26 protein-coding genes are annotated in these 20,938 nt (G+C 65.7%); 15 read left to right on the top strand and 11 right to left on the bottom strand.

Annotation, left to right across the window (positions count from 1 at the left end; translation table 11 throughout):
- Nucleotides 1–8: 8 nt before the first annotated feature.
- Entirely contained in the window at nt 9–611 is a 603-nt protein-coding gene (locus tag N5C91_RS13025; protein WP_279830067.1) for a LysE family translocator, read from the bottom strand.
- Nucleotides 612–777: 166 nt separating this feature from the next.
- Between N5C91_RS13025 and N5C91_RS13030 the strand changes: the two genes are divergently transcribed.
- A complete protein-coding gene (locus tag N5C91_RS13030) occupies nt 778–1,419 on the top strand; it encodes a hypothetical protein (RefSeq protein WP_279830068.1) in 642 nt (213 codons plus the stop codon).
- Here the strand turns inward: N5C91_RS13030 and N5C91_RS13035 are convergent.
- The gene (locus N5C91_RS13035) at nt 1,416–1,859 is read right to left on the bottom strand and encodes a MarR family transcriptional regulator (RefSeq protein WP_236199690.1); all 444 of its coding nucleotides are present in this window, start codon (nt 1,857–1,859) and stop codon (nt 1,416–1,418) included. The two genes, N5C91_RS13030 and N5C91_RS13035, sit on opposite strands and share 4 nt — an antisense overlap.
- Before the next feature lie 82 nt (nt 1,860–1,941).
- Here N5C91_RS13035 and N5C91_RS13040 point away from each other — a divergent pair, with 82 nt between their 5' ends.
- From N5C91_RS13040 to N5C91_RS13055, 4 genes are all read left to right on the top strand, one after another.
- Entirely contained in the window at nt 1,942–3,099 is a 1,158-nt protein-coding gene (locus N5C91_RS13040) for a PLP-dependent aminotransferase family protein (protein WP_236174539.1), read from the top strand.
- A 10-nt stretch (nt 3,100–3,109) separates the two neighbouring features.
- The gene (locus tag N5C91_RS13045; RefSeq protein ID WP_236174538.1) at nt 3,110–3,712 is read left to right on the top strand and encodes a glutathione S-transferase family protein; all 603 of its coding nucleotides are present in this window, start codon (nt 3,110–3,112) and stop codon (nt 3,710–3,712) included.
- Between the two features lie 382 nt (nt 3,713–4,094).
- Nucleotides 4,095–4,556, top strand: a complete 462-nt coding sequence (locus tag N5C91_RS13050) for a bacteriohemerythrin (protein WP_236174537.1) — start codon at nt 4,095–4,097, stop codon at nt 4,554–4,556.
- Between the two features lie 97 nt (nt 4,557–4,653).
- Nucleotides 4,654–5,505, top strand: coding sequence for a cache domain-containing protein (locus N5C91_RS13055; protein WP_279830069.1), 852 nt, complete (start codon nt 4,654–4,656; stop codon nt 5,503–5,505).
- Between the two features lie 63 nt (nt 5,506–5,568).
- On the opposite strand, the gene folE is transcribed toward N5C91_RS13055, so the two are convergent.
- The 4 genes from folE to N5C91_RS13075 all read right to left on the bottom strand — a co-directional run bounded on the left by folE (nt 5,569) and on the right by N5C91_RS13075 (nt 7,976).
- Nucleotides 5,569–6,114, bottom strand: coding sequence for a GTP cyclohydrolase I FolE (gene folE / locus N5C91_RS13060; protein ID WP_024765420.1), 546 nt, complete (start codon nt 6,112–6,114; stop codon nt 5,569–5,571).
- Nucleotides 6,115–6,257: 143 nt separating this feature from the next.
- Complete coding sequence (locus N5C91_RS13065; protein WP_236199693.1) at nt 6,258–6,815, bottom strand: Smr/MutS family protein; 558 nt, start codon at nt 6,813–6,815, stop codon at nt 6,258–6,260.
- A 70-nt stretch (nt 6,816–6,885) separates the two neighbouring features.
- Nucleotides 6,886–7,206 (bottom strand): hypothetical protein, encoded by a 321-nt coding sequence (locus tag N5C91_RS13070; protein WP_236199694.1) that lies wholly within the window; start codon nt 7,204–7,206, stop codon nt 6,886–6,888.
- Nucleotides 7,207–7,379: 173 nt separating this feature from the next.
- On the bottom strand, nt 7,380–7,976 hold the full coding sequence (locus N5C91_RS13075) for a cysteine hydrolase family protein (RefSeq protein ID WP_236174533.1): 597 nt from the start codon (nt 7,974–7,976) through the stop codon (nt 7,380–7,382).
- Nucleotides 7,977–8,156: 180 nt separating this feature from the next.
- Between N5C91_RS13075 and prmB the strand changes: the two genes are divergently transcribed.
- Nucleotides 8,157–9,071, top strand: coding sequence for a 50S ribosomal protein L3 N(5)-glutamine methyltransferase (gene prmB / locus N5C91_RS13080; RefSeq protein ID WP_236174532.1), 915 nt, complete (start codon nt 8,157–8,159; stop codon nt 9,069–9,071).
- Nucleotides 9,072–9,606: 535 nt separating this feature from the next.
- Here the strand turns inward: prmB and N5C91_RS13085 are convergent.
- Together N5C91_RS13085 and N5C91_RS13090 are read right to left on the bottom strand one after the other, a co-directional pair.
- Complete coding sequence (locus tag N5C91_RS13085; RefSeq protein ID WP_279830070.1) at nt 9,607–10,389, bottom strand: hypothetical protein; 783 nt, start codon at nt 10,387–10,389, stop codon at nt 9,607–9,609.
- A 49-nt stretch (nt 10,390–10,438) separates the two neighbouring features.
- Entirely contained in the window at nt 10,439–11,470 is a 1,032-nt protein-coding gene (locus N5C91_RS13090; RefSeq protein ID WP_279830071.1) for an alpha/beta fold hydrolase, read from the bottom strand.
- A 123-nt stretch (nt 11,471–11,593) separates the two neighbouring features.
- On the opposite strand from N5C91_RS13090, the gene aroC reads away from it, so the two are divergent.
- From aroC to N5C91_RS13120, 6 genes are all read left to right on the top strand, one after another.
- A complete protein-coding gene (aroC, locus tag N5C91_RS13095) occupies nt 11,594–12,685 on the top strand; it encodes a chorismate synthase (RefSeq protein ID WP_236199698.1) in 1,092 nt (363 codons plus the stop codon).
- Between the two features lie 75 nt (nt 12,686–12,760).
- Nucleotides 12,761–13,921 carry an MFS transporter gene (locus tag N5C91_RS13100; RefSeq protein WP_236174528.1) on the top strand — a complete coding sequence of 387 codons (1,161 nt, stop codon included), beginning with the start codon at nt 12,761–12,763 and terminating at the stop codon, nt 13,919–13,921.
- Complete coding sequence (locus N5C91_RS13105) at nt 13,905–14,531, top strand: methylthioribulose 1-phosphate dehydratase (RefSeq protein WP_236199699.1); 627 nt, start codon at nt 13,905–13,907, stop codon at nt 14,529–14,531. Before N5C91_RS13100 ends, N5C91_RS13105 begins: the two co-directional genes overlap by 17 nt.
- Before the next feature lie 47 nt (nt 14,532–14,578).
- A complete protein-coding gene (locus tag N5C91_RS13110; protein ID WP_236174526.1) occupies nt 14,579–15,124 on the top strand; it encodes an acireductone dioxygenase in 546 nt (181 codons plus the stop codon).
- A gap of 165 nt (nt 15,125–15,289) precedes the next feature.
- Nucleotides 15,290–15,973, top strand: a complete 684-nt coding sequence (gene mtnC / locus N5C91_RS13115; RefSeq protein ID WP_279830072.1) for an acireductone synthase — start codon at nt 15,290–15,292, stop codon at nt 15,971–15,973.
- Between the two features lie 61 nt (nt 15,974–16,034).
- The gene (locus tag N5C91_RS13120) at nt 16,035–16,226 is read left to right on the top strand and encodes a PLDc N-terminal domain-containing protein (RefSeq protein ID WP_236174587.1); all 192 of its coding nucleotides are present in this window, start codon (nt 16,035–16,037) and stop codon (nt 16,224–16,226) included.
- Nucleotides 16,227–16,542: 316 nt separating this feature from the next.
- Here N5C91_RS13120 and N5C91_RS13125 read toward each other — a convergent pair whose 3' ends face one another.
- Nucleotides 16,543–17,070, bottom strand: a complete 528-nt coding sequence (locus N5C91_RS13125; protein ID WP_236174524.1) for a dihydrofolate reductase family protein — start codon at nt 17,068–17,070, stop codon at nt 16,543–16,545.
- Between the two features lie 67 nt (nt 17,071–17,137).
- Here N5C91_RS13125 and N5C91_RS13130 point away from each other — a divergent pair, with 67 nt between their 5' ends.
- Both N5C91_RS13130 and N5C91_RS13135 read left to right on the top strand, forming a co-directional pair.
- On the top strand, nt 17,138–17,716 hold the full coding sequence (locus tag N5C91_RS13130; RefSeq protein ID WP_279830073.1) for a helix-turn-helix domain containing protein: 579 nt from the start codon (nt 17,138–17,140) through the stop codon (nt 17,714–17,716).
- Between the two features lie 24 nt (nt 17,717–17,740).
- A complete protein-coding gene (locus tag N5C91_RS13135) occupies nt 17,741–18,277 on the top strand; it encodes a methylated-DNA--[protein]-cysteine S-methyltransferase (RefSeq protein ID WP_279830074.1) in 537 nt (178 codons plus the stop codon).
- 9 nt (nt 18,278–18,286) lie between these two features.
- Here the strand turns inward: N5C91_RS13135 and N5C91_RS13140 are convergent, their stop codons facing one another.
- Nucleotides 18,287–18,763 carry a methylated-DNA--[protein]-cysteine S-methyltransferase gene (locus N5C91_RS13140; RefSeq protein ID WP_236199703.1) on the bottom strand — a complete coding sequence of 159 codons (477 nt, stop codon included), beginning with the start codon at nt 18,761–18,763 and terminating at the stop codon, nt 18,287–18,289.
- Between the two features lie 2 nt (nt 18,764–18,765).
- Nucleotides 18,766–19,671: a DNA-3-methyladenine glycosylase gene (locus tag N5C91_RS13145; RefSeq protein WP_279830075.1), complete on the bottom strand. Its 906-nt coding sequence runs from the start codon at nt 19,669–19,671 to the stop codon at nt 18,766–18,768.
- A 192-nt stretch (nt 19,672–19,863) separates the two neighbouring features.
- Here N5C91_RS13145 and speE point away from each other — a divergent pair, with 192 nt between their 5' ends.
- Nucleotides 19,864–20,724: a polyamine aminopropyltransferase gene (speE, locus tag N5C91_RS13150; RefSeq protein ID WP_236174519.1), complete on the top strand. Its 861-nt coding sequence runs from the start codon at nt 19,864–19,866 to the stop codon at nt 20,722–20,724.
- Nucleotides 20,725–20,938 lie beyond the last annotated feature (214 nt).

The raw sequence follows: 20,938 nt of genomic DNA on the forward strand, positions 1-20,938 counted from the left end.
AACTTCCATCAGGTGCGGGTGAGCAGAGGGTAGAGCGAGGCTACCAGCAGGGCAGCCATGCCGAGATTGAACAGGCGCAGCCGCAGCGGGTCTTCCAGCCAGCGTCGCAGTAGACTGCCCAGTATGGTCCAGACGCCCACGCTGGGCAGGTTGACCGCGGCGAACAGGGTAGCGATCAACACCACATTGCCGATCCAGCTGTTGGCTGGCAGGTAGGTGGCGATGGCGCCCACGGCCATCACCCAGGCCTTGGGGTTGACCCACTGGAAGGCGGCGGCCTGGAGGAAGGTCATGGGTTTGGCGGCATTCTCGCCCTTCGCCTCGGGGGCGCCGGAGCGGGCAATCTTCCAGGCCAGATACAGCAGGTAGGCGCCGCCGGCGTAGCGCAGCGCCGTGTAGGTTGCCGGGATGCGCTCGAACAGCTGGTGCAGGCCCAGGCCCACGGCGACCACCAGCAGCAGGAAGCCGATGCTGATACCGAGCATGTGCGGAATGGTGCGGCGGATGCCGAAATTCACGCCCGAGGCCAGCAGCATCATGTTGTTGGGGCCGGGGGTGATGGAGGTGACGAAGGCAAACAGCACGAAGGCGCCGAGGAGTTCGAGGGGCATGGCGGGGTACCGGTCTTGTTCTGGAGCCAGACTAATCCCGCCACCGCAAAGCTGTCCCATAACAGCCAGTGGCCGAGTGGCCCGTACAGTGCGAGCGGCAGTGGCGTGTGCGGGAGTGCCTCGGTATGGTTCGGGAAAGCCGCGCAACGGATGGAAAATCGCCAGCATGGAACAGAATCCCTACGCCGCCCCCAAGGTCGAGCTGGTGGATCAGAGCGCTCCGCGCGCATTCCTCGGCGGACGCTGGAACCCCGGCCATCTGCGCTTGCTCGGTGGCCTGAGCCTGGCGCTGCTGCTGTGCAATGTGGTGCTGTTCGTCCTGTCCTTCGCCACCGCGCTGCATGAATCGGCCACCTGGCAAGGCTACGAGCTCTGGGTTGGCGTGCTCAGCACGCTGCTTGGCTGCTTCCTGCTGTGGCGCACCCGGCGCTTTCTCGAGGATCGCTTCAATGCCCGCGGCCTGGCCTGGCCGGTCGGGCTGTCGATTGCCGTCGCGCTACTGATGCAGGTCTACAGCCTGGTCTTCGACGAGCAGCTCAGTGGCGAATTCAATGGCGCGCTGATGGGCTTCATGGGCCTGTTCGTACCAACCGGCATCGTCACCCTGTGGTACGGCATCCGCCTGCTGAAGATCGAGCTGCCCTACCCGTCGGTGAAGGTCATGGGCTGGTTGGAGGTTTCCTCCGGCGTGTGCCTGCTCAGCGTCCTGCTGTTCCTGCCCGGCACCGCGCTGGCGATGGCCAGCCTGCTGCCGCTGGCGCTGATGTTCCTGCGTGCCGCGCGCGAGCTGGAAGGTGTCGCCCGCTAGTCGTGGTGCTGCAACCTGGCGATGGCCTGGTTCACCGCCAGCCAGCCGTTCACCGCTTCTTCCCCGGCCTCGCCAAAGGCGCGCTGCAGCAGCTGTTCCTGCTCACGGCGCAGGGCCTTCTCCAGCTTGCTGCCTTCGGCCGTCAGCGCCAGCAGGCGCCGGCGCTTGTCGTTGTCGCAGGCTTCGCTGCGGATCAGGTCGCGCTCGAGCAATTGGCGCAACGGCACATTCAGCGCCTGCTTGGTCACGCCCAGGGCGGCCAGCAGCTGGCTGACGCTCAGCCCGGGATTGCGTGCGATGAAGAACAGGATGCGGTGATGCACCCGGCTCAGGCCACGGCGTGCCAGCATCTCGTCAGGCTTCGCGGTGAAGGCCCGGTAGCTGTAGAAAAAGGCTTGGATCGCTTCGAGCTGCAGGTCGCTTTTTATTAGGTCAGGCATATTGACGTATCCGTCTCGGGCGTCGTAGCTTCGGTCAAGCAGTTTGACTCATTCTTCCGTGCTCCCGCTACCGGTGACCCCCATGGCCTTCTCCGAACGCATCGCTCGACTGAAAAGCTCTCTGATCCGTGAAATCCTCGCCGCGGCGCAGCGCCCGGAGGTGATGTCCTTCGCCGGCGGCCTTCCCGCCGAGCCGATGCTGCCGAAGGTGAACTGGGACGCCATGCCGGCGAGCATGGGCCAGTACGGAATGAGCGAAGGGGAGCCGGCGCTGCGTGAGGCCATCGCCGCCGAGGCGCGCGCGCTCGGCGTGCCCTGCGAGGCTAGCCAGGTATTGATTGTCAGCGGCTCGCAGCAGACCCTGGACCTGGCCAGCAAGCTGTTCATCGACCCGGGCACCGAGGTGCTGCTCGAAGCGCCGACCTACCTTGCCGCGCTGCAGGCCTTCCAGCTGTTCGGCGCCAATTGCCTGACCGTGCCGCTGGGCGCCGAAGGGCCGGACGTCGCCGCGCTGCGCCAGCGCCTGGAGAGCAGCAAACCGGCCTTTGCCTACCTGATCCCGACTTTCCAGAACCCGTCCGGCGTGCGTTACAGCGAACAGCGCCGCGATGAGGTGGCTGCCGTGCTCGACGAGTTCGGCGTGACCCTGATCGAGGACGAGCCTTACCGCGAGCTGGTGTTCGATGCGGGCGCCGCCACTCCGCTGGTCAGCCGCCTGAAGAAGGCCAGCTGGATCTACACCGGTACCGTGTCGAAGACGCTGCTGCCGGGCCTGCGCGTGGGCTTCCTGATCGCCACGCCGGACCTGTTCCCGCACCTGCTGCGCCTGAAACAGTCCGCCGACCTGCACACTAATCGCGTCGGCCAATGGCAGGCACTGCAGTGGTTTGGCACCGAGGCCTACCGTGGCCATCTGGCCGAGCTGCGCGATTTCTACCGCATCCGCCGCGACGCCATGCAGGCGCAACTGGAGGAGCATTTTGCCGAGCTGGCGGAGTGGAATGTGCCCCAGGGCGGCTTGTTCTTCTGGCTCAAGCTCAGGCAGCCGCTGGATACCCGCACGCTGCTCGACGCGGCGCTGGCGCAGAACGTGGCCTTCATGCCGGGCGAGCCTTTCTTCACACAACCGGATGCCAATCCCGGCTATTTGCGGCTTAACTTCAGCCACGTGGCGCCGGAACGTGCCGGCGAAGGTTTGCGCCGCCTGGCGACGGTCATCCGCGAAGCCCAGGCCCAATGAGGAGATGAGCATGTACACCGTCTACGGCGATCGACTGTCCGGCAACTGCTACAAGGTCAAGCTGGCCCTGCACCTGCTCGGCCTGCCTTACCAGTGGCGCGAGATCGATATCCTCAAGGGCGAGACGCAGACCGCCGAGTTCCTGGCGATGAACCCCAACGGCAAGGTGCCGGTCCTGCAACTCGAGGATGGCACCTGCCTGTGGGAATCCAACGCCATTCTCAACTTCCTCGCCGATGGCAGCGACCTGCTGCCCAGCGAGCCGCGCCTGCGCACCCAGGTGCTGCAGTGGCAGTTCTTCGAGCAGTACAGCCATGAGCCCTATGTGGCGGTGGCACGCTTCATCGAGTTCTACCTCGGCCTGCCCGAGGAGCGCCGCGAGGAGTACGCGCGCTGCCAGAAGGGCGGCTACAAGGCGCTGAAGGTGATGGAGAAGCAATTGGAGCAGACGCCTTACCTGGTGGGGGAGGATTACTCCATCGCCGATATCACCCTGTACGCCTACACCCATGTGGCGCACCAGGGCGGTTTCGACCTGGCGAACTTCCCGGCGATCAATGCCTGGCTGGCACGGGTGGCGGATCATCCGCGGCACGTGGCGATGCAGGACTGACCATCGCGCCCGGCCATTGAAAACGCCGCTTCCCTGGAAGCGGCGTTTTTCGTTGTGCATACCCAATGACACAGGGGAGCGTAGGAGCGGACTCCGTCCGCGATGTGCCACCGGCCAGCTCGGAGCAGCCGAAAAGCGATCGCGGACGGAGTCCGCTCCTACGCATGGGTTTGCCTTGTGCGCAGCGAAAACAGGCAATTTGCCATCAGATAATTCCGAAAAGACCGCTCTAAACCGCGGATTTCGCCGCATTGGGGTTGACCGGCATCATGGCGGCGTTTTGTCGCCCTCCCTAATCTGGACGCACTGCCATGTAGGACGTACCGATGTGGCCGGGCGCGAGAAGCAGGCAGTGTCGTCGTCCGGCGTGGGGAGGGGAAAGATGGCCTATCTGGTCTGGCAGGCAGATCTCGATACCGGGATCGGAGTGATCGACGCGCAGCACAAACGCATCGTCGAAATGATCAATCAGCTGCACGAGGCCCAGGCCCATCACGACCGAGCCATGCTCGGCGGCGTGATCGAGGAACTGGTCGACTACACCATCTCGCACTTTGCCTTCGAGGAGACCCTGCTGGAGGATTCCGGCTACCAGTTCACCCGTGCGCACAAGAAGGTCCACGAGCTCTTCATCAAGCGCGTTTCCGACTACCGTGCGCGTTTCGAGGCTGGCGAGGACGTCGCCGAGGAACTCAAGGGCCTGCTGGGGCGCTGGCTGTTCAATCACATCCGCAATGACGACGCCAACTACGTGGAGTCGGTGATGGCCAGCATGCACGAGCTGACCCGCGACCAGAGCCACGGTGGCTGGCTGTCGCGCTCGATGAAGCGATTCTTCGGCTGAATCGCCCTTTGTTTCGGCGGTGAATGCCGACGCGAATCCCCTCCGGCTGACTATGCTCTGTGCACAACTACAAGCAATGCCACGGGGGTATTCGCGCATGAAGACGCTGTTGAAGTCACTGCTGCTGCTTTCTTTCCTGTCGTCCTTCCCATTGTTCGCCGCGCAGTCGGCCACCACCGCGCCGACCGACGACCAGCGCGCCAAGGCGCTGCTGTCCAAGGCAGTGGCCGCATACAAGCAGGAGGGCGACAAGGCCTTCGCCGCATTCAGCCGCCAGGGTGAGTTCGTCGATGGCGACCTCTACGTGTTCGTGGTGGACAGCAAGGGCACCATGCTCGCCAGCGGCGGGCCGTCGGTGGTGCTGATCGACCGCGACGTGTCGTCCATGCTCGACCCTTCGCTCCAGGAGCAGTTCGCCAAGGCATTGAAGTCGCCGGAAACCGGCAAGGTGCAGCAGGCCGACTACCGCTGGAAGAACTGGGCGGACGGCAAGGTGGAGCGCAAGCACGTCTATTACCAGCGCGTCGGTGAGCGCTTCCTCGCGGTGGGCTACTACATCCCGCGCGCCTCGGCGCAGCAGGCGGCGGCCATGCTGGCCAAGGCGGTAAAGGCTGTGGAAGCCGACCCGCAGGGTACCTTCAGGAAGATCAATGCACTGGACAAGACCTTCATCGAGGATGACCTGTATGTCTTCGTGGTCGACCTGGATACCTCGAAGTTCGTCGCCCATGGCTTCAATACGCGCATGGTCGGCACCGATTTCGAGTCGCTGAAGGACCCCGGCGGCAACCCGATCGGTCACGCCATGCTCGAGCTGGCCAAGTCCAAGGGCGAGGCGGAATTCGAATACCAGTGGCGCAACCCGGTGACCAGCAAGGTGGAGAACAAGCACGCCTTCCTGCGCAAGTCTGGCCACTACCTGGTTGCGGTGGGTTACTACACGCGCTGATCGCAGCGATTCACAGGTACAAAAAAAACCGGCCCGAGGGCCGGTTTTTCATGGCAGCGGCTTTCAGCGAATCAGGCTGAGGAACTCGCTGCGAGTGGCGGCGTTCTCGCGGAACTCGCCGAGCATCACCGAGGTGACCATGGACGAATTCTGCTTCTCCACGCCGCGCATCATCATGCACATGTGCTTGGCCTCGATCACCACGGCCACGCCCAGCGCGCCGGTGACCTGCTGGACCGCCTCGGCGATCTGCCGCGACATGTTTTCCTGGATCTGCAGGCGACGGGCGTACATGTCGACGATGCGCGCCACCTTGGACAGCCCCAGCACCTTGCCGTTGGGGATGTAGGCGACGTGGGCCTTGCCGATGAAGGGCAGCAGGTGGTGTTCGCACAGCGAGTAGAGCTCGATGTCCTTGACCAGCACCATCTCGCTGTTGTCGGAGCTGAACAGGGCGCCGTTGACGATCTCCTCCAGCGTCTGCTGGTAGCCGCGGCAAAGGTACTGCATGGCTTTGGCGGCGCGCTTGGGCGTGTCCACCAGGCCTTCGCGGGTGACGTCCTCACCGAGCTGGCTGAGGATCGCGGAGTAGTTTTGTTCCAGGGACATGATCTACCTGTGGCAATGACAAAAATAAAAACCGTGGCGCAGGGTAGGGCGCTCAGCCTTGGCTGGCAAGGCCCGAGCGCCGGTTGGCGCGTTATGGCAGGCAGTTTGTCGCCGGGCGTGGGCGCGCGCCCGGCGCAGTGGTTTTACTCGTCGCGGCCTTCGAGCATGTTGCGGCGCAGCATCACGTAGATGGCGCCGGTGCCGCCATGGCGCGGCAGGCAGGAGGCGAAGCCGAGTACCTGCGGGTGCTGGCGCAGCCAGGTGTTCACGTGGCTCTTTACCATCGGGCTGCGGCCATCGACGCGCGCGGCCTTGCCGTGGGTGACGCGCACGCAGCGGACCTCGAAGCGGGTGGCTTCGGCGATGAAGTCCCAGAGGGTTTCACGGGCCTTTTCGATCTTCATGCCGTGCAGGTCGAGGCTGCCGTCGAAGCCGATCTGACCGGCCTTGAGCTTGCGCATCTGGCCTTCCTGGACGCCGTCGCGGGCCCAGTAGAGTTCGTCCTCGGGGCCGACGTCGATGACGAACTGGTCGGAGAGACCGTCGACCCGGATGTTCTCGGTGCGTACGGTCGCGTTCTGCCGTAGCTCCTTGAGCTGCTTGCGATCGGCCTTGGGTTTACCGGTGTCGGCCTGGTCCACGGTGATGCGCCTGACGCCGCGCATTTCGCTGGCGAATTGGGAAAAATCGTCGTCTTGCATGCGCACCTCCTCAAACAGCCGCGCAGTCTAACGGATCGCGCCTGTCCTGCGGAAATGCACCGTACGGGGATCAGTTGCGGCGTTTCATCAATCGTGGCGACAGGCTCAGGCCTTCGCGGCCACGGGCACGGCGGCGGGCGGCGCGCCAGAAGGTGACGCCGAGCCAGAGGCCGAGCAGGCCGATCACCAGCAATACGGCACCGGCGCCCGGTTCGATGTGCAGCACTCCCACCGCGGGCTGGCGGCGGAGCAGGGCGGCGACGCCGGCCATGGCGGAGAGGATGCCGAAGGTGGCGATTATCGCCGCGATCGCGGCGGCGAAACGCCAGCGCCAGCGGCCCGGACGTTTCGGGCGCAGGCTGGGTGGATCGAACTTTTCGGTCATCTTCATCCCGACTTCCTCATCTATTGAACGAGGCTATGACCGGTGGGGACGGGTGGGGTTCCACCCCCAGGGCCGGGAAGCGCGGCGAGCCCGCTGGGTGAGCGGGTTCGCTGGCTTGCGCGCCTAAGCTGAGCCTAACCCCGGGCGCTTGTCGTTGCCGCCTGTCGGGACGAGTGGCTTCAGACCAGTGCCTGGGCCTGCGCGACCACGGCGGCGAAGTTGTCGCCGAGGGCGGCGATTTCCGCGCGGTGCAGGTCGCGGGCGGCAAGCACACCGCCTTCGGGCGTGGGAATGTCGCGGGTGGCGCAGGCGGCATCCACCAGGGTGCAGCGGTAGCCGTAGTCCTTGGCGGCACGGACCGTGGTGCTGATGCTGGAGTGGGTCATGAACCCGCAGACGATCAGGTCCAGGCGGCCACTGGCCTGCAGGCGGTCATGCAGGTCGGTGCCGGCGAAGGCATTGGGCAGGCGCTTGTCCACCACGACTTCGCCCGGCAGCGGCGTCAGCTCCGGCAGGAAGCGGCCGCGCGGGCCTTGCGGGTCGAGCAGGCCACCGACCACGCCCAGGTGGTGCACGTGGACAATCGGAGTGCCCATGTTCCGCGCCGCCTCCAGCAGCAGGCGAATCTGCGCCACCGCGGCGTCCAGGTCAGGCAGCGCCAGCACGCCACTGCGGTACTCCTCCTGCGCGTCGATGATCAACAGAGTGCTCTGGCGCAGGGTGGCCGGCGGATATCCACGGCCACTGATCTGCAGCATGCTGAGCGGAAGGGACATGTCACGACTCCTGTAAATGCATGTTCACTCATTGTGGGCCGTAACGCGTCCGCTGTGAATCTTTGCGAACTCGCGCCAAAGTGGTATTGGCATTCTTCGCTGGAACTGCCCATCGGCCCCCAGAGCGCCCGCGTTCCGCTAGAATGCGCCCCTTTTTGCGAGCTGCGAGGACACACCGCCGTGACCGAATCCCGTTTGCTGACCCTGCGTGACCATATCCGCTGGGCCGTCAGCCGCTTCCACGCCGAGGAGCTGTTCTTTGGCCACGGTACCGACAATGCCTGGGACGAAGCCCGCCAACTGGTGCTGGGCGCGTTGCACCTGCCCTGGGAAATGGCCGATGCCTACCTCGACTGCCGCCTCGAGGACGAGGAGCGCGAGTACCTGATGCACCTGCTGCGCCGGCGTATCGAGGAGCGCGTGCCCACCGCCTACCTGCTGGGCGAGGCCTGGTTCTGCGGCATGCCTTTCGTGGTCGATGAGCGTGTGCTGGTGCCGCGTTCGCCGATCGCCGAGCTGATCGAACGTCGCTTCGAGCCCTGGCTGGCGGCCGATCCTGCGCGCATCCTGGACCTGTGCACCGGCTCGGGCTGCATCGGTATCGCCTGTGCAAGTGCCTTCCCGGAGTCCGAAGTGGTGCTGGGCGACCTGTCCTTCGACGCCCTGGAAGTGGCCAACATCAACATCGAGCGCCACGAACTGGGCGAGCGCGTCTACACCGTGCAGGGTGACGGCTTCGAGGGCCTGCCGGGCCAGCGTTTCGATCTGATCGTGTCGAACCCGCCCTACGTCGATGCCGAAGACTTCGCCGACATGCCCGCCGAATACCACCACGAACCGGAACTCGGCCTGGCCTGCGGCAACGATGGCCTGGACCTGGTGCGGCGCATGCTGGCCGAGGCGGCGGACCACCTGAGCGAACGCGGCACGCTGGTCGTGGAAGTGGGCAACAGCCAGGTCCACGTGACGGCGCTCTACCCGGAAGTGGACTTCACCTGGCTCGACTTCGAATACGGCGGCCACGGCGTGTTCCTGCTCTCGGCGCAGCAGTGCCGGGAGCACCAGGAGCTGTTCAGGGCGCGGGTAAAGGCCTGATCCACTCCAGGAGTGGGCTGAATCTGTAGGAGCGAGCTTGCTCGCGAACGGATTTGCCGGTTACTCCGGCGCCGGGGCGGTTCGCGAGCGAGCTCGCTCCTACAAAAGAATCGCTCTGGCTTGGTTTCGATGTGAGGCTCATTCGATCGCGGACGGAGTCCGCTCCTGCGCGGAGGTCGGCTTTGGGTAGGAGCAGACTCTGTCCGTGTGATGGCCTGATCCACGCCAAGGGTGGGCTGAATCTGTAGGGGCGAGCTTGCTCGCGAATGGATTTGCCGGTTACCCCGGCGCTGGGGCGGTTCGCGAGCGAGCTCGCTCCTACAAAAGAATCGCTCTGGCTTGGGTTCGATGTGGGGCTCGGCTGATCGCGGACGGAGTCCGCTCCTACAAAAGAATCGCTCTGGCTTGGTTTCGATGTGAGGCTCAGTCGATCGCGGACGGAGTTCGCTCCTACGCGGAGGTTGGCATTGGGTAGGAGCGGACTTCGTCCGCGATTGCCCTCCGGCCGCGCCGAGCGGTCGGAGGCGCGTGCGCGCTAGTGCGTGGCAATCCAGATCAGCAGGCCGGCCTGGAACACGGCGAAGACCGTCAGGCAGGCGATGGTGAAGCGCAGGCTGGTGTCGTCGCGGCGGAAGGTTTCGATGCGTTGCTCCAGCCGGCGGATCTCGTTGGACTGGGTGGCGAGGTTCTGGTCGGCCTGTTCCAGCATCGAGCCGGCTTCCAGCAGCGGGACTATCTGCACCTTGTCCTTGTGCCAGTCGTCATACAGCTCGCTGACCCGGCCGACGCTGTAGCGCGCCTTCAACAGCCGCGAATCCTCGTAGATCACGTCGAAGCCCTGGGCGCGCAGGAAGTGGTCGCGGCGCTGTCGGGCTTCCTCGCTGAGACCGTCCTTCACGGCCAGCGCGCCACCCTCGACGCGGTAGTGCGACCACTTCTTTTTCGCCCAGGCCACCCCCTGGGCCAGCAGGAATCGCCCCAGGCCGCGGTTCAGCGGTTCGGTGGCGAAGCCTGAGTCGGCGCCGAAGCGCACCTCCTTGTTGCGGTGGTCCGCCCAGACTTCCAGCAGATTCACTTCCTTGCGCAGCACCTGCCCGGGTACCTGCACGGTCAGGCGCAACAGGCTCTGCTCGCCGTTGTGGCGCTCGACTCGGCCCAGCTGGACGAAACGCAGCGGCCGCGCGCCGGTGGTGCGGTCGGTGGGCAGCGGCGCCAGGCGCAGCAGGCGATGGTGTTCCGGCGCCAGCTCGGCCCACGGGTGCGGGCGAGCGGCGGCGCTCTCGTCGGCGGCGACGGCGGTCTGTTCGGCTTCGGTCATGGGGATCTACCTCGGGGCCTGGCTGGCGTGACCAGGGCTCTCCCGTGGTTTATCGACGCACCGGCGGATTTCTTGAGACGTTCGCTCCAGAAGTTGCCAGCGTGGCATCGGGCAGGGTCTGCGCGTGCCGGATGAACGTGGTGACGCGCTCCACCAGCTCGCGGGCCAGCGGCAGGTTGGGGTTGTTGTAGGAGGCGAGTTGCTGCGGACCGCTGGTCGGAACGATACGCAGGATGTGGTTCATCCCCGAGATCAGGTGGAAATCGCTGTCGGGCTTGGCGCGCTTGAGCGCCTGCGCATCCTCGACGCCAACCTGGATATCGTTGGTGCCCTGCAGGATCTGCGTTGGCAGTTTCAGCGCGGCAAAGGCGCGGGCCGGGTCCTGGCGGAACAGCGAGACCAGGTAGGGCTGAACGCTGGGGCGGAACAGCACCTTCAGCGGTTCTGGCACCTTGGGTTGCAGTTGCCCGGCCTGCAGGCGGTCGATCAGTTGGTCAGCCTGGGCGAGCAGGGGCGGGGGCAAGCGTCCCTGCAACTGCTCGCGCAGCACGTCGCCGATCGGGCGGGCGCTGCCGGCCAGGGATACCAGTGCCTCGGCGTGGGTTTGCGGCGCGGCGAGGCTGGCGATCAGCGCGCCTTCGCTGTGGCCGATCAGGACCTGGCGGCCGAAGCGCGGGTCGTGGGCCAGCTTGTCGCTCCAGGCCACCACGTCGCTGACGTAAGCCTCGACGCTGAGCTCTTCCTCGCGCGGCGCGGCCGGCAGGCTGCGGGCGACGCCGCGCTTGTCGTAGCGCACGCTGGCGATGCCGTTTTCCGCCAAAGCCTCGGCCAGTTTGCGCAGGTACGCGTTCTGTCCGCCCTCGGGGTTGTTGCCGTCGCGGTCGGTGGGGCCGGAACCGGCGATCAGCAGGGCCACGGGCGGCGGAGTCTGCGTCTGTGGGAGCAGCAGGGTGCCGCGCAGCACGCCGTGCCCGCTGTCCAGGTCATAGGGGCGTTGCAGGATGCTGGTGGGGGCGGCCTGGGCCTGGCTCGTGACGAGGCAGGCAAGGAGCAGAGAGCAGAACAGGGCGATACGGCGCATCGAAGACTTCGCGACGGGGCTGATGGCGCTTTGATCCTCGCGGGCGGCGAAGGTTCGCAGGGCGGATTGACGCAGGTATACTGCTCGGCCTTTTCGAATCCAAGTCTTTTCGCGGAGCCTCGCATGTCCGGCAACACCTACGGCAAGCTGTTCACCGTCACCACCGCTGGCGAAAGCCACGGCCCGGCGCTGGTCGCCATCGTCGACGGCTGCCCGCCCGGCCTGGAGATTTCCCTGGAAGACCTGCAGCGCGACCTCGACCGGCGCAAGCCCGGCACCAGCCGCCACACTACCCAGCGCCAGGAAGCCGACGAGGTGGAAATCCTCTCCGGCGTGTTCGAGGGCAAGACCACCGGCACCCCGATCGGCCTGCTGATCCGCAATACCGACCAGAAGTCCAAGGACTACTCGGCGATCAAGGACCTGTTCCGCCCGGCCCACGCCGATTACACCTACCACCACAAGTACGGTGTGCGTGACTACCGTGGCGGCGGCCGTTCCTCGGCGCGCGAGACCGCCATGCGCGTGGCCGCCGGCGCCATCGCCAAGAAAGCGCTGGCAGGCATGGGCATCAGCGTGCGCGGCTACATGAGCCAGCTCGGCCCGATCGAAATCCCCTTCAAGACCTGGGATAGCGTCGAAGACAACGCCTTCTTCAGCCCCGACCCGGACAAGGTGCCGGAGCTGGAGGCCTACATGGACCAGCTGCGCCGTGACCAGGATTCGGTTGGCGCGAAGATCACCGTGGTCGCCGAAGGCGTGCCGCCGGGCCTGGGCGAGCCGATCTTCGACCGCCTGGACGCCGAACTGGCCCACGCACTGATGAGCATCAACGCGGTGAAGGGCGTGGAAATCGGCGCCGGCTTCGCCAGCGTCGCCCAGCGCGGCACCGAGCACCGCGACGAGCTGACGCCGGAAGGCTTCCTGTCGAACAACGCTGGCGGCATCCTCGGCGGCATCTCCTCCGGCCAGCCGATCGTCGCCCACCTGGCGCTGAAGCCGACTTCCAGCATCACCACCCCCGGCCGCTCCATCGACGTGAACGGCAACCCGGTGGACGTGATCACCAAGGGCCGCCACGACCCATGCGTGGGCATCCGCGCCACGCCCATCGCCGAGGCGATGATGGCCATCGTGCTGCTCGACCACCTGCTGCGCCATCGTGCGCAGAATGCCGACGTGAAGGTCGGTACCCCGGTGCTGGGCCAGCTTTGAGCCGCAGGCGACAAGCTGCAAGCTACAGGCTGCAGGTAACAGCTGCTCTTTCCTGCCGCCTGTAGCCTAGCGCCTGTGGCCGCTCTTCCTTACTGTCGTCTGTCCAGTTTCTACTTCTTCTATTTCTGCCTGCTGGGCGGGACGGCGCCGTTCCTCGCGCTGTATTTCCATCACCTGGGTTTCTCCAGTGCACGGATCGGCGAGCTGGTCGCCATTCCCATGCTGATGCGCTGCGTCGCGCCGAACCTGTGGGGCTGGCTGGGCGATCGCAGCGGCCAGCGGCTGGCCATCGTGCGCTTTGGCGCGGTGTGCACGGCGCTGTGCTTCGCCGGCATCTTCCTCGGCCACAGTTATGCGTGGCTGGCGCTGATCATGGCCGGGCACGCGTTCTTCTGGCACGCCGTCCTGCCGCAGTTCGAAGTCATTACCCTGGCGCACCTGAGCGGGCGCACCGAAAGCTACAGTCGCATCCGCCTGTGGGGCTCCATCGGCTTCATCTGTACGGTGGTCGGCCTGGGCTGGCTGTTCGAGTTCGCCAGCCTGGACGCCTATCCGCTGGCGCTGCTGGCGATCATGCTCGGCATCATTGGCGCCAGTTGGTGGGTACCGAATGCCCAGCCGCCGGCGCGGCAGGATGAGGCCAGTGCCGGCGGCTTCCTCCGGCAGCTGCTCAAGCCCGGTGTGCTGGCCTTCTATCTGTGCGTGTGCCTGATGCAGCTGTCCCATGGCCCGTACTACACCTTCCTGACCCTGCACCTGGAGGCCCTCGGTTACGCCCGCGGGCTGATCGGCCAGCTCTGGGCGCTGGGCGTGGTGGCCGAGGTGCTGCTGTTCCTGGTGATGCCGCGCCTGCTCAAGCGCTTCTCGCTGCGCCAGGTGCTAGTGGCGAGCTTCCTGCTGGCGGCCTTGCGCTGGTTGCTGCTGGGCACATTGGCCGGGCACCTGCCGGTACTGCTGTTTGCGCAGTTGCTGCACGCCGCGACTTTTGGCAGCTTCCACGCCGCCGCGATTCATTTCGTCCAGCGCAGTTTCCAGGCGCGCCAGCAGGGGCAGGGCCAGGCGCTCTACGCTGCGCTGGCCGGTACCGGCGGTGCGCTGGGCGCGCTGTACTCCGGCTACAGCTGGGGTAGCCTGGGCCCCGCCTGGACCTTCGCCATCGCCAGCGTCGCCGCGCTGGCTGCCGCCTTCATCATCTGGACCCGTCTGAACGAGGACCCGCATGAACGACACCCGTGAACAGCTGACCCAACAGATCATCGAGGCTGGCCGTTTCCTCTATCGCCGTGGCTGGTCGCCGGCCACCAGCAGCAACTATTCCACGCGCCTGGCGGCCGACCGCGCGCTGCTCACCGTTTCGGGCAAGCACAAGGGCCAGCTCGGCGAGGACGACGTGCTGGCAACCGATCTGGCCGGCAACAGCCTGGAGCCGGGCAAGAAACCCTCGGCGGAAACCCTGCTGCACACCCAGCTCTACGCCTGGCGCGCGGAGATCGGTGCGGTGCTGCACACCCATTCGGTCAATGCCACGGTGCTGTCGCGCCTGACCGTGGGCGACCGCCTGGAGCTGCAAGACTACGAATTGCAGAAGGCCTTCAGCGGTGTCACCACCCACGAAGGCCGTGTCACGGTGCCGATCTTTGACAATGACCAGGACATCGCCCGCCTGGCCGGCAAGGTGCAACCCTGGCTGGATGCGCATCCGGACTGCCCCGGTTACCTGATCCGTGGCCACGGCCTGTACACTTGGGGGCCACGCATGGCCGATGCCTTGCGCCAGATCGAAGCATTCGAATTCCTCTTCGAATGCGAACTGAAAGTACTGAGCCTTCGCGGCGGCACGCGCTGAGCGAATCCGGCCCGCTTTTGCGGAAATAGCCCAGAAGGATAACGACCATGAGCAGCCTGACCGTCTACCACGAATCCAATCCCGAGCAGCCACTGAAGCTGCTGACTCACGCCGAGGACATCGCCTCCACCCTGGGCGAGCTGGGCGTGCGCTTCCAGCGCTGGGCGGCGAATGCGCCCATCGTTCCCGGCGCCAGCCAGGAAGAGGTGATCGCCGCCTACCAGCACGAGATTCGCCGCCTGCAGGAAGAGGAAGGCTACATCACTGTCGACGTGGTCAGCCTCACCGCCGACCACCCGCAGAAGGACGAACTGCGCGCCAAGTTCCTCGACGAACATCGCCATGGCGAGGACGAAGTGCGCTTCTTCGTTGCTGGCCGCGGGCTATTCACCCTGCACATCGAGGACCACGTCTACGCCGTGCAGTGCGAGAAGAACGACCTGATCTCGGTGCCAGCCGGCACCCGCCACTGGTTCGACATGGGCGAGCGCCCGCACTTCGTCGCCATCCGTCTGTTCAACAATGCCGAGGGCTGGGTCGCGAAGTTCACCGGTGACGAGATCGCCAAGCGTTTTCCGTTGCTGGAAGACTGATCGATTGCGGCGTCTCCCGTCGCTGCAAGTGAGTGGGGACGCTGTCTGTTTTCGTAGGAGCGGGCTTGCTCGCGAACCGAGTCCGCAAGGGGATTGTTCGCGAGCAAGCTCGCTCCTACCGCCATATCCGTCCGCCTGCGCCAGAGGCGGGACTCTGGAGTTCCCATGCCGATCAAAGCCATCCTCACCGACATCGAAGGTACCACCAGCGCTGTCAGCTTCGTCTTCGACGTGCTTTTCCCTTATGCCGCCGCGCATCTGCCGGACTATGTGCGTGAGCACGCCGACGAGCCGGCCGTGGCCGAGCAACTGGCCGCCGTGCGCGCCGACAGCGGTGAGGTGAACGCCGGCACCGAACGCTGCATCGACATCCTTCTCGGCTGGCTCGCCGAAGACCGCAAGGCCACACCGCTCAAGGCACTGCAAGGCATGGTCTGGGAGCAGGGCTACCGCGCCGGCCAGCTCAAGGGCCATGTCTACCCGGACGCCGTCGACGCGCTGCGCCACTGGCACGCCGAGGGCTACCGGCTGTACGTCTATTCCTCCGGCTCGATCCAGGCGCAGAAGATGATCTTCGGCTGCTCGGAGGCGGGCGACCTGTCGCCGCTGTTCTCCGGTTACTTCGATACCACCAGCGGACCCAAGCGCGAGGCCGAGTCGTACCGGCGTATCGCCGCCGCTATTGGCCTGCCGGGCGAGGAAATCCTCTTCCTGTCCGACGTGGTGCAGGAGCTGGACGCCGCGCAGCAGGCCGGCCTGCAGACCATCGGCCTGGCTCGCGAGGGTGGGGTGCTGGAAGGCCACGAGACGCTGGCGAGCTTTGCGCTGATCGATCCGGCACGGGTCTGAGGTGCACCAGGGGTTGGCAGGCTACGCTGAAGGGACCAACCCCAACCGCGAGAATCTCATCATGGGCTCGACCCTCAGTGGGCTGATCAGCCTGATCATCTTCGCCCTGGATATCTGGGCGATCATCAACGTGGTCAAGAGCGGCGCGGAGATGCCGATGAAGATCATCTGGATTCTGGTGATCGTCATCCTGCCGGTGCTCGGGCTGATCATCTGGGCCATCGCCGGGCCGCGAGGCAACGTGCGGGTATAAGTTGGTCTTCGTCGGGTCTGGGTGTTTCTGCGCCGCTTCGGTATGGGGTAGGAGATTTTGTTTCGCCCCCTCTGGCGAGTTACTTTCTCAAACGACGGATGGCCGCTCCCCGGAAAGTAACCAAAGGGCTTGCCCCTCCATCCGGTTTTTCGCTTGGGGCGAAAAATACCCTCGTTGAGGCCTCCTGAAAGGGGCGTTCGGCGCGCTTGGATGTTTCTCTGGAAGACTTCGAGAGCAAAAGCCAGAGCCAGGCCGCAGGGCAAGCTTTTCTTGTAGGAGCGAGCTTGCTCGCGAACCCCTTGCCCAGACTCGTCTATCAATCGAACCGGTAATGCATCCGCACGCAGCCCGGCTCGATCACCTTGGCCGACAACAGCGTCGGCGAGGCCCGCAGTCCGCTCGCGGGGAACAGCGGGTAACCGCCGCCGATGATCTCCGGCATCACGTAGACCTCCAGCTCATCCAGCGCCCCACGCTGCAGGAAGGCCATTTGCAGCTGGCCGCCGCCGAGCATCCACACGTCGCCGTCATCCAGCGCGCGCAGTTCCGCGACCAGTGCATCGATATCGCTGCGGGTTTCGAGCGGGCCCTTGGGGTGCTCGATGGGGCGCGAAGTCACCACCACGACCCGCTGTTCGGCATACGGCCAGGGGCCCGGGTCGGCTGCGAGGAAGTCGTAGGTCGCGCGGCCCATGACCACGGTGCGAATGCGCTGCAGGAACAGGTGGTAGTCATGTTCGCCCAGCTCCAGCTGATCATGCTTGAACAGCCAGTCCAGGCCGTGTTCCGGGGTGGCGATGAAACCGTCGAGGCTGCTGGCGATGTAGCCGAGAATTCTGGCCATGTGGGGGCTCCCTGGGTAAGCTGTGCATCAATATATAAATGAATGTTCATTTATAAAAGAGGATGACATGGCTCGCACCAAGACGGTCAGCAACGAAGCGATACTCGATGCCGCCATGGCGTTGATGGTGCGCGCAGGGCCCGAAGCCGTGACCTTCGCCGCGGTAGGCCGCGAGGTCGGGTTGTCCGCCGCGACGCTGGTGCAGCGCTACGCGAGCAAGGCGGAGTTCCTCCGCGCCGTGCTGCTGCGTGCCTGGGATCGATTGGACGAGCAGACCGCGTGTCTCGACGACAGCGCTGAGTTGAGCCCCGAGGGCGCGGTGAGGATGTTGTTGGCGCTGTTCCCGGTAGGCGAGGGCGAGAGCGATTACGCGGAAGGCTTGCTGATCCTGCGCGAGGACATGCGCGATCCGCTGTTGCGCGAACGTGGTGCGTGTTGGGGCGCTGCGCTGGCGGCTGCGCTGGGCCGGCGGCTGAGCGACGATCCGCAACGGCAGCCGGTGCTTGGTCGACTGATGGCCAGTCAATGGCAGGGGGCGCAGCTGTGGTGGGCGTTCGAGCGCCAGGGCGATCCGGCCACGGCCATCGGTGGCGAGCTCAGGCGCTGGTGCGATGTCGTGCTGAAGGCGGAAAGGGTTGCGGTATAAAGCACCGCGATGGAGACTCGTCCGATGCATTACTGCCTGATTGAAACAGACCTCGGCTGGTTCGGGCTCGCCTGGAGCCCGCAGGGGATTACCCGCGCCTATCTGCCGGGGGATTCCGTGCACAGCGTGCGCGAGCGCTTCGACAAGCTCGGCAGCGAGATTGCCCAATGGCCGGCATTCATCGATGAAGCCCGGCGCTTGATCCTCGCTTATGCAAGGGGCGAAGCGGTGTCGTTCGAGACGCTGCCACTGGACTTGTCCGGGCAGAGCGATTTCCACCGCCGTGTCTACGCCGACATTCTCCAACTGGGCCGCGGGGAGACCACGACCTATGGCGAGATCGCCCGGCGCCTGGGCGATGTCGGGTTGTCCCGCGCGGTAGGGCAGGCGATGGGGTCCAATCCGATCCCGCTGATCATTCCTTGCCACCGGGTTCTCGCTAGTGGCGGCAAGACCGGCGGCTTCTCCGCGCCCGGTGGCAGCGGCTCGAAGATGCGCATGCTGGCGTTGGAAGGCTACGTCGATCCGCAGGCAGCGCAGACCGCCTTCGACTTCTCCTAGAGCGGACGGCTAGGCCGTTTCCAGCGCGCCCTCCAGGCGCAGCAGCAATTCCTTGCGCGGCAGGCCGCCGGCATAGCCGGTGAGGCTACCGTCGCTGCCGATCACCCGATGGCAGGGGACGATGATGCTGATCGGGTTGGCTCCGTTGGCCGCGCCCACCGCGCGGATCGCCTTGGGCCGACCGATGCGCCGCGCCAGTTCGGCGTAGACGGTGGTGTAGCCGTAGGGAATCTCCAGCAACGCCTGCCAGACCTGGCGCTGGAATTCGGTGCCACCGGTGTTCAGCTTCACCTCGAAGCGCTGGCGCTTGCCGGCGAAATACTCGTCCAGCTGACGTGCTACGTCGTCCAGCAGCGGGCTGCCCTGGTGCCAGTCCGGCTGTGGGTAGTGGCGAGTTTCCAGGTCCATGTAGAGCATACGCAGGCCGCCTTCGTCGCCGGCCAGCAGCAGGCGTCCGGTGGGGCTGTCGTGGTAGCGATAGTGCATGGTCATCCTCCGGTGCGGCCGGCCTGGGAGTAGGCGTGCCACAGATAGACGGCGGCGTAGGCGCGCCACGGCCGCCAGGCTTCGGCGCGGCGTTGCAGTTCGCGCGCGGTGATGCCTTGCGCGCCCCAGACCGGTGACTTGAGCAGGCCCAGGTCGGCCGCGGGAAAGGCGTCCGGATCGCCAAAGGCGCGCAGGGCGACGTACTCGGCGGTCCAGGGGCCGATGCCGGGGAGGGCGCAGAGGCGCTGCACCAGATCCTCGGCGCCATCCTCCACATGCAGCTGCAGCGCGCCACTGGCGCAGGCGGCGGAGAAGCGCTGCAGCGTCTCGACGCGCTTGCCAGGCATGCCGATGCCGGCAAGATCGGCTTCGGCCAGGGCTTCGGCGGTGGGGAAAAGACGCGTGGGCTGGCCTTCGATCGCTCCCGGCAACTCCTCGCCCAGGCGCTGCACCAGGCGTCCGACTATGGTCACGGCGGCCTTGACCGTGACCTGCTGGCCGACGATGGCGCGCACGGCCTGCTCGAACGGATCGAACGCGGTGGGCAGGCGCAGGCCGGGAGCCTCTAGCAGGAGCGGGCCGAGGATGGCGTCATCGCCCAGGTGTGCGGCAATGTGCGCGGGATTGCTGTCCAGGTCGAACATCTTGCGAACCCGCGCGGTCAGCGCCTCGGCGTGGTGGCTCGGCAGGTGCAGTTCGAGTTCCAGTTCGGCGCAGCCGTCCAGGGGGGCAACGCTGAACCAGCCGCTGTCCGCGCCCAGCCGAACGCTGCGGGCGTAGCGCCGGGGTGACAGGCATTCGACGCCGGCCAGGCTGCGCAGGGCGAAATGCTCGTGGAACTGCTGCCAGTCCCAGGGGGCGTGGTAGGGCAGGCGGATGCGCTGGGGCAGGGGCGGAATGTTTTTCATGGGGCGACATTACCTGCTGGGCGAGCAGCTGTCCTCCCGCGCCTGACTTTCAAACCGGTGCGGGCCGGCTTCTTTATGCAGGCAGCGACGGCAGGGTTCGACCTGTCATCCTTCGGCACGTAGAATGCGCGCCTCTTTCGGGGCGGCGCGGCCGTCCCCTCCTATTGTCTTGTCCCGACGGGAGCCCACTGCATGCACGATTACCAGGAAACCCTCTACGACGGCTATGGCCAGCGTTTCAGCGTCGACAGGATGCTCCACGAGGTGCGCACCGAGCACCAGCACCTGGTGATCTTCGAGAATGCCCGCATGGGCCGGGTGATGGCGCTGGACGGTGTGATCCAGACCACCGAGGCCGACGAGTTCATCTACCACGAGATGCTCACCCATGTGCCGATCCTCGCCCATGGCAATGCCAAGCGCGTGCTGATCATCGGCGGCGGCGACGGCGGCATGCTGCGCGAGGTGTCCAAACACGCCAGCGTCGAGCACATCACCATGGTCGAGATCGATGGCACCGTGGTCGACATGTGCAAGGAGTTCCTGCCCAACCATTCCCAGGGCGCCTTCGACGACGCGCGGCTGAACCTGGTGATCGATGACGGCATGCGCTTCGTCGCCACCACCACGGAGAAGTTCGACGTGATCATCTCCGACTCCACCGACCCGATCGGCCCGGGCGAAGTGCTGTTCTCGGAGAACTTCTACCAGGCCTGCCACCGCTGCCTGAACGAGGGCGGCGTGCTGGTGACCCAGAACGGCACGCCGTTCATGCAGCTGGACACCGTGCGCAACACCGCCGGGCGGATGAACGGCCTGTTCGCCGACTGGCACTTCTACCAGGCGGCGGTGCCGACCTACATCGGTGGCTCGATGACCTTCGCCTGGGGTTCGACCAACCCGGCGCTGCGCAAGGTCGACGCCGCCACGCTGGCGCAGCGCTTCGCCGCCAGCGGCATCCAGACCCGCTATTACAACCCGGCGATCCACCAGGGCGCGTTTGCCCTGCCGCAGTACGTGCTGCAGGCCATCGGCAAGCCGGCCAACGACTGAGCGGCTCTGCGCGTGGCGCGGGCAAGCCCTGCGCCACGACATTTTCTTCACATCCCGCACGGCACTCTGCCCGCCCTTGGGCGGTCCCACCTGCGCCGCTTCACGCTTGCATCATCCCGAAACGATTGGCGTGCCAAGCTTAATGTCCGCTTAAGCGGCGCACTTTAGAATGCGCCGCCGCAGCTTTTGCGGTGTAATGCCGCAGCCTTTCGCG

This window comes from Pseudomonas sp. GD03903 (assembly GCF_029840045.1).
Lineage (GTDB): Bacteria > Pseudomonadota > Gammaproteobacteria > Pseudomonadales > Pseudomonadaceae > Pseudomonas > Pseudomonas pseudonitroreducens.